Here is an 8025-nt window from a genome sequence, read left to right on the forward strand (position 1 = left end):
ATTGCATTGACCGGATAACGCGCCGCCGCCCATAAGCACGCGTTGATACGGGTGGTGGGACGCGGGTTTGGGAACGGTTCTGGGCTTTTCGGCGGTGCTGATGTGGGCGCTGCTGGCGCTTTTGACGGCCCGCAGCGGCGCGGTTCCGCCGTTCCAGCTCGCCGCCATGACATTCGCGGTCGCCACCCTCGTCGGCCTCGCTGCGATGAAGGCCCGCGGAACCGGGATGCCGGTGTTCCGGCAACGACCCGCCGTCTGGATTCTCGGCGTCGGCGGGCTGTTCGGCTATCACGCGCTCTATTTCGCCGCCCTGCGCAATGCCCCGGCGGCCGAGGCGAGCCTGATCGCCTATCTCTGGCCGCTGTTCATCGTGCTCGGCTCGGCCATGCTGCCGGGCGAACGGCTGCGCTGGTTCCATGCCGCCGGCGCGCTGCTCGGCCTTGCCGGCGCGGCGCTGATCGTCACCGGCGGCGGCGCCATCGCCTTTTCACCCGACTCCCTCTTCGGTTACGCGCTCGCCGGGCTCTGCGCCCTCACCTGGTCGAGCTATTCGCTGCTGTCACGCCGCTTCGGCAGCGTTCCGAGCGATGTCGTCACCGGTTTTTGCGCGGCAACGGCGGTGCTCGCGCTGGTCGCTCACCTCATCTTCGAGGCGACCGTCTGGCCCCAGACCCCCGGCGAATGGCTGGCCGTCCTCCTGCTGGGGCTGATGCCGGTCGGCGGCGCCTTCTATGTCTGGGATCACGGCGTCAAGCACGGCAATATCCAGATCATCGGCGCGTCGAGCTATGCCGCGCCGCTCCTGTCGACACTGGTCCTGGTCGCGGCGGGGGAAGCGGCCATGACCGGCGCGATCGTCGCCGCCGCCGTGCTGATCACCCTCGGCGCCTGCCTCGCGGCGCTGCCGCTGTTTCGGCGCCTCCTCCGGCGGCGCGCGTAAGCCTCCGCCGGTCAGCCCTCGCCCGCTTCGCGCGGCGTTGGCCGCCAGTCCTTCGGCGCCATCTCGAATGATTTGAAGTCGAAGCCCGGCGCGACCGTACAGCCGACCAGCGTGTATTCGCCGAGGCTCGTCGCCGTCTGCCACCAGCCGGCGGGCACGACGAATTGCGGCGATTCATGCTCGCCGATATCCGGGCCGAGGCGACGGGACGACACATCATGACCGTCTTGCGAGACGGTGATCACCAGCGGCGCGCCGCCATACCAGTGCCAGACCTCGGCCGCATCCTTGACCCGGTGCCACGCGGACGTCTCGCCTTCCTCCAGCAGATAGTAGATCGCAGTCGAGCGGGCCCGGCCCTTGCCCTTCGCCGGTTCGTCGCGAAAGGTCTCGCGATACCAGCCGCCTTCGGGGTGCGGCTTCAGGTCGAGGGTCGTGACGATCTTCAGGGCGGCCGAACTCATCAGTACTGATCCCGCTTCTTGCGAATGGCGGCGAACACCGCGGCGGGGCTGGCGTCCTCCATGCCCATCGCCTGCATAAGCGCCGGTTCGTCGGCGCGCAGGAACGGGTTGGTCTGCTTCTCGCGCCCGAGCGAAACCGGCAGCGTCGGCTTGCCCTGCGCCAGCAGGGCCTCGACCTCGCTGACGCGCTCGCGCAGGGCCGGGTTCCGCGGATCGACATCGATGGCGCAGCGGGCGTTGGTGGCGGTGTATTCGTGGCCGCAATACAGCATCGTCTCGTCGGGCAGCGCCCTGAGCCGTTGCAGCGAATCCCACATCATCGCCGCGTCGCCCTCGAACAGCCGGCCGCAGCCGAGCGAAAACAGCGCGTCGGCGGCGAAGACCGCCTTGGCGTCCGGCAGATAATAGGAGATTTCACCCAGCGTATGCCCCGGTGTGTCGATCGCCTCCACGCGAATGCCGCCAAGTTCGAACGCGTCGCCGCCGGAGACCGTGCGATCGATGCCGGGAATCTTCGCCCGCTCCTTTTCCGGTCCGACGATTTCGAGTCCGAACCGCGCCTTCAATGCCTCGTTCGCCGCGACATGGTCGCCGTGATGATGCGTGGTCAGGATGTGGGTGAGATTCCAGCCGGCCTTTTCCAGTTCGGCGAGGATTGGCGCCTCCTCCGGCGCATCGATCGCAATCGTCGTGCCGCTGTCCTTTTCGTGAACGAGCACGCCGAAATTGTCGCCGCGGCAGACGAATTGGCGGATTTCGATTTCGGCCATGACAAACGTTTCCTCTTGTGAGTGCGTCGAAAAGCCGAGTTAGGGCGCTCGGGCGGCGTGTCAGCCGCCGAACCCGCCTGTTCTCCCCCTGCCGGCTGCCGAAGGGAGTTTCGACCAAGCTTGTGAACGTCCTATATGGAGCGTTCGATCCGTCGCGGCTGGAGCATCGGACTCAAAAGTGGAATCCGTGTTTGAATCGATCCGATGCGTAAGCCGAATGTTAGAGTGTCCTTCTTGCGCCCGAACGGGCGCGCGGCGCTCTCAGCGGCGAACAGGGAGCCGTCCACACTGACCACCAATGCCGACATCGTCGACCTTCGCGACTTCTACGCCTCGCCGCTCGGTCTTGCCGCCGCGCGCGCCGTATCGCTGGCCTTGACGCCGCTGTGGCGGCCGATCTCGGACGAACGGCTGGTCGGGCTCGGCTATGCCGTTCCCTATATCGACCGTTTCGCCGCCGACGCCGAGCGGGCATTCGCCTTCATGCCGGCCGCGCAAGGGGCGCAGAACTGGCCGATGGGCGCCGCGTCGCTGTCGGCGCTGGTCGGGGTCGAGGAGCTGCCGCTCGGCGACGCCTCGGTCGACCGGGTCCTCATCGTCCACGCGCTGGAATTCGCCGAAAGCCCCGAAGCCCTCCTCGCCGAAGTCTGGCGGGTGCTGGCGCCGGGCGGGCGCATCGTCATAGTCGCGCCGCACCGGCGCGGCATCTGGGCGCGCTTCGAGCACACGCCGTTCGGGTCGGGCCGTCCGTGGTCGCGCGGCCAGCTCACGCGGCTCCTGCGCGGCGCGATGTTCACGCCGTCCGCCTTTGCCGAGGCCCTGTTGTTTCCGCCGTTCCGCCGCCGCTCGCTGCTCGGCTTCGCCGCGCCGCTCGAACGCCTCGGCCGCGACCTCTGGCCGCTCTTCGCCGGCGTCGTCGTCATCGAGGCGACCAAACAGCTCTACCGGGGCGTTCCGGTCACCTCCACGGCCCGCGAACGCCGCCGTGTGGCCAAGCCAGTGCTGGTGCCGGCCGGTGCCGGGGCTCGGATGCAGGCGTAGCGTCAGCCGCGACGTCGTGCGGAACAGCCAAGAAGAGGGCGCTCGAACCCAACCTGCGGCGGTAGGGACGAATTCGATGGCGCTGAACGGGCCCTCGCCACACCGCGATCGCGTTTCCCCTCTCACCCCGGCGGCTGTACCAGCCATTCATGCGCCGGCTCGTTGTGGAACTTCCACGTCCGCTTCGGCCCAGCCATGACGTTGAGATAGTAAAGATCGTAGCCGTGCGTCGCCGCGCAAGGGTGATAGCCCTTCGGCACCAGCGTGACGTCGCCGTCCTCCACCACCATCGCCTCGTCGAGTTCGCGCGTGCCGTCGTCTCGCGCATCCGTATAGACGCGCTGGAAGGCAAAGCCCTGCGGCGGATCGAGCCGGTGATAGTAAGTTTCTTCGAGATAGGACTCGGCCGGCAGATTGTCGGTGTCGTGCTTGTGCGGCGGATAGGACGAGGTGTGCCCGCCCGGCGTGGTCAGCTCGACCACCAGCAGCGAATCCGCGCCCGGGTCGGTCTCGGGCAGGATGTTGGTGACGTGGCGGACATTGGTGCCTTGCCCGCGGGTTTCCTGGCCGAGCGAATCCGGCGCGATCAGCCGCGGTGGATGGGTGTCCGGCCGTCCCGGCGCCGAGCAGACGGCGAGTTCCACCGCGGTCTCGGCCGTCACCTGCCAGCGATCGCCGGCCGGGATATAGACCGACCAGGGCTTGCCCTCGAACGGGCTCATCCGCTCGCCGATCAGGCCGAAATCCTCGCCATCGCTCGCGACGGAGGCACGGCCCGAGACGAGGACCAAACAGACCTCGCGGTCGCCGGTACGCTCGGCGACGCTGGCGCCAGGCGAAAGCCGATACAGCTCGAAACCGACATAGGTCCAGCCGGCACTTTCGGGCGTGACGTGGATGACGCGGTCGTGGTCGCGTTTCGGTCTGACGCGCAGGTGGGACATCGGGGTCAGTTCCTTTCGCTGGACTCGGTGTCTTTCGCGGGCGCCCTCTCCCCAGGCGTCCCCATCTCGGCGCCGGCGGATTTGCTCGCCACCGCGGGATCGTAGGCAAGGAAGAACGACTAGATCGCCCAGCCGGCCGCCGCGCTGGTCATGATGCCCCAGAACGGCTCCTCGTTTGCCCATTCAAGCGCGGTCCAGGCGAGAAGCACGCCGGTGAGGCAAACGCGTATCCACAATGGCCGGTAGAAGGGATGGTCGGCCTCGCGTCTGCGCATTTCGTCGCTCCTTCGTCGCGGTCATCGATCCGGGTCCCGTCGCCGCTGCGAGACCGAATTTCCGGACCTTCTTCAACGCGGATTGTCTATTGCAATATCAGCAACTAGTCCTGCCAGACGATAGCGAATTTGTGGAGAGAGACGCATGCTGAGCTTCGGCCTTCTGGGATGCGGCCGCATCGGCCAGATCCACGGGCGCAATGTCCTCGCGCATCCGCAGGCGCGACTCGTGGCGGTGGCCGACGCGATGCCGCAGTCGGCCGAGAGCTTTGCGGCCGCGACCGGCTGCGAGGCCCGCCCGGCGGACGCGATCCTGACGGCCGGCGACATCGACGCCGTCATCATCGGCACACCGACCGACACCCATGCCGAATTGATCGAGGCGGCGGCCGCCGCCGGCAAGGCGGTGTTCTGCGAAAAGCCGGTCGACATCGACTCGCAGCGGATTCGCGAGGCGCTGGCGCGGATCGGCGATGCACCACTGATGATCGGCTTCAATCGCCGCTTCGACCCGCATTTCGGCTCGTTGAAGGCGCGGATCGACAATGGCGATATCGGCAATGTCGAGCTCGTCACGATCCTGTCGCGCGACCCCGGCCCACCGCCGGTCTCCTACATAAGGTCGTCGGGTGGCCTGTTCCGGGACATGATGATCCACGATTTCGATATGGCCCGGTTCCTGCTCGGCGAGGAAATCGCCGACGTCCACGCCGTCGGCTCCTGCCTCGTCGACAGCGCCGTCGGCGAGGCCGGCGACGTCGACACCGCCGCTGTGCTGCTCAAGACGGCGACGGGAAAGATCGCGCAGATCTCCAACTCGCGGCGCGCCACCTACGGATACGATCAGCGCATCGAGGTGCATGGCTCGAAGGGCCTGTTGAAGGCTGAGAACGTGCCTCAGACGACGGTCGTCCTTGCCAATCAGGCGGGGGTCACGGCCGATCCCGTCCAGAACTTCTTCCTGGAACGCTATGGCGAGGCCTATCGCCGCGAACTGGCCTATTTCATCGACGCCGTCACTGGCGGGAGAAAGCTTTCGCCCTCTGGCATGGACGGTTTGAAGGCCGGACTGCTGGCGGATGCCGCAACGAAGAGCCACACAACCGGCCGTTCCGTTAGCCTCGACGAGTTTGCCTGATCCGATATCGCGAAGGCTGGCGCATGCCCGTCCCGGGCCGGCTTGCCCCCGGCGCGTGCGTCACGCTCGAAGATCGGGCCGGAGATGGGATAACGGCGGGCCTTGACGCAAGACCGGTCGACAAGCATGCGAGTGGTCTCGTCGTCGCATCCAGAGTGCTTCGGCGCCGATGCGAATTGGCGCCGCTCTTTAGACGACGATTGTCAATCGCGGGGTAGATGATACGTTCGATCGGTAATCAACGCATATTATCGGCCGGCAAGTTGAACCAAAGATACAAGGCGCGCGTATCGATCCTCCGGTTCAAGCGCCGTCGAAGCCTTATGCCGGTACGAGATCATCGAACCGGGCACCGCAAGATCGCAACGCGCCAGGTGCCGATCCGATTGAGCCAACGGGGACACGTCAAATGGTGCGGCTGAACGCGCTCCCTATGGCTCCCGCCGCGAAAGACCGGTTGTTGCGGACGGCCCGTTCCATCCGCACCGACGGCGTTCCGGCCTACGCTCTGGCTCTGCTCGTCGCCGTCACCGCCGTTTTCGCCCAGATCGCGCTCGGAAACCTTGTCGAGGCGACAGTCCTATTGGCGCTGGTCGTTGTCGCGGTCCTCCTCGCCTCGATCGCGGCCGGGATCGGGCCGGGCCTGGCAGCCCTCGCCTTGTCCCTTGCCGGGCTATTCTTCTTCGGCGGAGCGCCGGCGAATGACGCCGGCGACGCCTCCCCCGTCGCGATCTTCGGTGTGCTCGGCGTCATCGTCGCGGCGTTGGGCGCAGCGCTGCGGCACGCCTTGGGGAAAATCGCGGCGACCCAGCAAGCGCTCGATGCGCGTGAGATGCACCTTCGCTCGATCCTCGACACGGTTCTCGACGCGACCGTCGTCATCGACAAGGAGGGCACGATCGTCTCGTTCAATGCCGCCGCGACACGCCAGTTCGGCTATAGCGAGGACGAGATCGTCGGCGAGAATGTCCGGGTCCTCATGCCCGAACCCTACCGCGGCGCCCATGACGGTTATCTGCAACGCTACCTGGAGACCGGGGAAAAGCGCATTATCGGCGTCGACCGCGTCGTGGTCGGACAGCGGAAGGATGGTTCCACCTTTCCCATGAAGCTGGCAGTCGGTGAGATGAGGATGGGCGGCGCGATCTTTTTCACCGGATTCATCCGCGATCTCACGGAGCGCGAGGAATCAGCGGCGCGGCTGCAGGAAATCCAGGGCGAGCTGGCAAGGCTTGGACGCCTCAGCGATCTCGGCGAAATGGCATCGACCCTCGCCCACGAACTCAACCAGCCGCTTTCGGCGATTTCCAACTATGCCCAGGGCTGCACCCGGCTGCTGCGCGACATGGACGACGCGCTGGCCGCGCGCATGCGCGAGGCCATGGAAGAGATGGTCCGACAATCGCTGCGAGCTGGTCAGATCATCCGGCATCTCAGGGAATTCGTCACCCGGGGGGAAACCGAGAAGACCCCCGAGAACATCCGCGCACTGGTCGAGGAAGCTGGCGCGCTCGCCCTGGTGGGTTCCCGGCAGCTGGGTATCCGATCGATTTTTGAATTCGTGCCGGGACCCGATACGGTCGTCGTGGACAAGGTTCAGGTGCAACAGGTGCTGGTCAACCTGATGCGCAATGCGATGGAAGCCATGCGCGACAGCGAGTCGCGGAAACTTCTGGTGCGTACGACATCGAACGGGCGCGGCGACGTCGTGGTGGAGGTCGCGGATACGGGGGCGGGAATTTCCGACGAGATCGCGGCGCGACTCTTTCAACCCTTCGTGACGTCGAAGTCCAACGGTATGGGCGTTGGCCTCGCCATCTCCAAGCGTATCGTGGAAGCCCATGGCGGCAGCATATCGGCGAGCGGCAACGACAGGGGTGGCGCCACTTTCCGTTTCACCCTGCCGTCGATGAAGGACGAGGCCTCGAATGGAGATCGGTGATTACACGGTTCACATCGTCGATGACGAAGAGGCGGTCCGAAAATCGCTCGCCTTCCTGCTGACCATGGCCGGCTTCACGGTGCGGGTGCATAGCTCGGCGACGAACTTCCTCACTGCGGCACCCGGCGTCGGCAAAGGCTGTCTGGTCACCGATCTGCGGATGCCGGACATGAGCGGCGTCGAACTGCTGCATCGTCTCAGGGAGAACCAGACCCTGATGCCGACGATCGTCATCACCGGCCATGGCGACGTGCCGATGGCGGTTGAAGCCATGAAGGCAGGCGCACGGGATTTCATCGAAAAGCCGTTCGAGGACGAGGTGCTTTTCGGCGCGATCCATCGCGCCGCCGCCGAACTGGAGCAACAGCGGGACGGGGCCGACGTCCAGGCGATTCAGGCCAGGGCGAATACGTTGACCGAACGCGAACGCCAGGTGCTTGGCGGCATCGCCAGGGGGCGTCCCAACAAGACCATCGCCTTCGATCTCGACATCAGCCCCCGCACCGTCGAG

The 8025-nt window shown here is 66.1% G+C and carries 9 protein-coding genes; 5 read left to right on the forward strand and 4 right to left on the reverse strand.

Features of this window, described 5'->3' with window-relative positions:
- The first annotated feature begins 67 nt into the window (after positions 1-67).
- Positions 68-940: an aromatic amino acid exporter YddG gene (yddG, locus tag MJ956_RS17280; RefSeq protein ID WP_256477930.1), complete on the forward strand. Its 873-nt coding sequence runs from the start codon at positions 68-70 to the stop codon at positions 938-940.
- A gap of 11 nt (positions 941-951) precedes the next feature.
- Here the strand turns inward: yddG and MJ956_RS17285 are convergent, their stop codons facing one another.
- Both MJ956_RS17285 and gloB read right to left on the reverse strand, forming a co-directional pair.
- On the reverse strand, positions 952-1404 hold the full coding sequence (locus MJ956_RS17285; RefSeq protein WP_253965682.1) for a cupin domain-containing protein: 453 nt from the start codon (positions 1402-1404) through the stop codon (positions 952-954).
- On the reverse strand, positions 1404-2174 hold the full coding sequence (gene gloB / locus MJ956_RS17290; protein ID WP_253965683.1) for a hydroxyacylglutathione hydrolase: 771 nt from the start codon (positions 2172-2174) through the stop codon (positions 1404-1406). The genes MJ956_RS17285 and gloB overlap by 1 nt, the downstream gene beginning before the upstream one ends.
- Before the next feature lie 288 nt (positions 2175-2462).
- Between gloB and MJ956_RS17295 the strand changes: the two genes are divergently transcribed.
- On the forward strand, positions 2463-3215 hold the full coding sequence (locus tag MJ956_RS17295) for a class I SAM-dependent methyltransferase (RefSeq protein WP_253965691.1): 753 nt from the start codon (positions 2463-2465) through the stop codon (positions 3213-3215).
- Between the two features lie 122 nt (positions 3216-3337).
- Here MJ956_RS17295 and iolB read toward each other — a convergent pair whose 3' ends face one another.
- Positions 3338-4159 (reverse strand): 5-deoxy-glucuronate isomerase, encoded by an 822-nt coding sequence (gene iolB, locus MJ956_RS17300; RefSeq protein WP_253965684.1) that lies wholly within the window; start codon positions 4157-4159, stop codon positions 3338-3340.
- 119 nt (positions 4160-4278) lie between these two features.
- On the reverse strand, positions 4279-4434 hold the full coding sequence (locus tag MJ956_RS17305) for a hypothetical protein (RefSeq protein ID WP_253965685.1): 156 nt from the start codon (positions 4432-4434) through the stop codon (positions 4279-4281).
- Positions 4435-4579: 145 nt separating this feature from the next.
- Here MJ956_RS17305 and iolG point away from each other — a divergent pair, with 145 nt between their 5' ends.
- The 3 genes from iolG to MJ956_RS17320 all read left to right on the forward strand — a co-directional run.
- Complete coding sequence (gene iolG, locus MJ956_RS17310) at positions 4580-5572, forward strand: inositol 2-dehydrogenase (protein ID WP_253965686.1); 993 nt, start codon at positions 4580-4582, stop codon at positions 5570-5572.
- A gap of 433 nt (positions 5573-6005) precedes the next feature.
- Positions 6006-7514 (forward strand): two-component system sensor histidine kinase NtrB, encoded by a 1509-nt coding sequence (locus tag MJ956_RS17315; protein WP_253965692.1) that lies wholly within the window; start codon positions 6006-6008, stop codon positions 7512-7514.
- Positions 7507-8025, forward strand: a 519-nt coding sequence (locus tag MJ956_RS17320; protein ID WP_253965693.1) for a response regulator, incomplete at its 3' end; no start/stop codon positions are given. The genes MJ956_RS17315 and MJ956_RS17320, both read left to right, overlap by 8 nt.

This window comes from Aurantimonas marianensis, from assembly GCF_024195285.1.
In the GTDB taxonomy this organism is placed as follows: Bacteria; Pseudomonadota; Alphaproteobacteria; order Rhizobiales; family Rhizobiaceae; genus Aurantimonas; species Aurantimonas marianensis.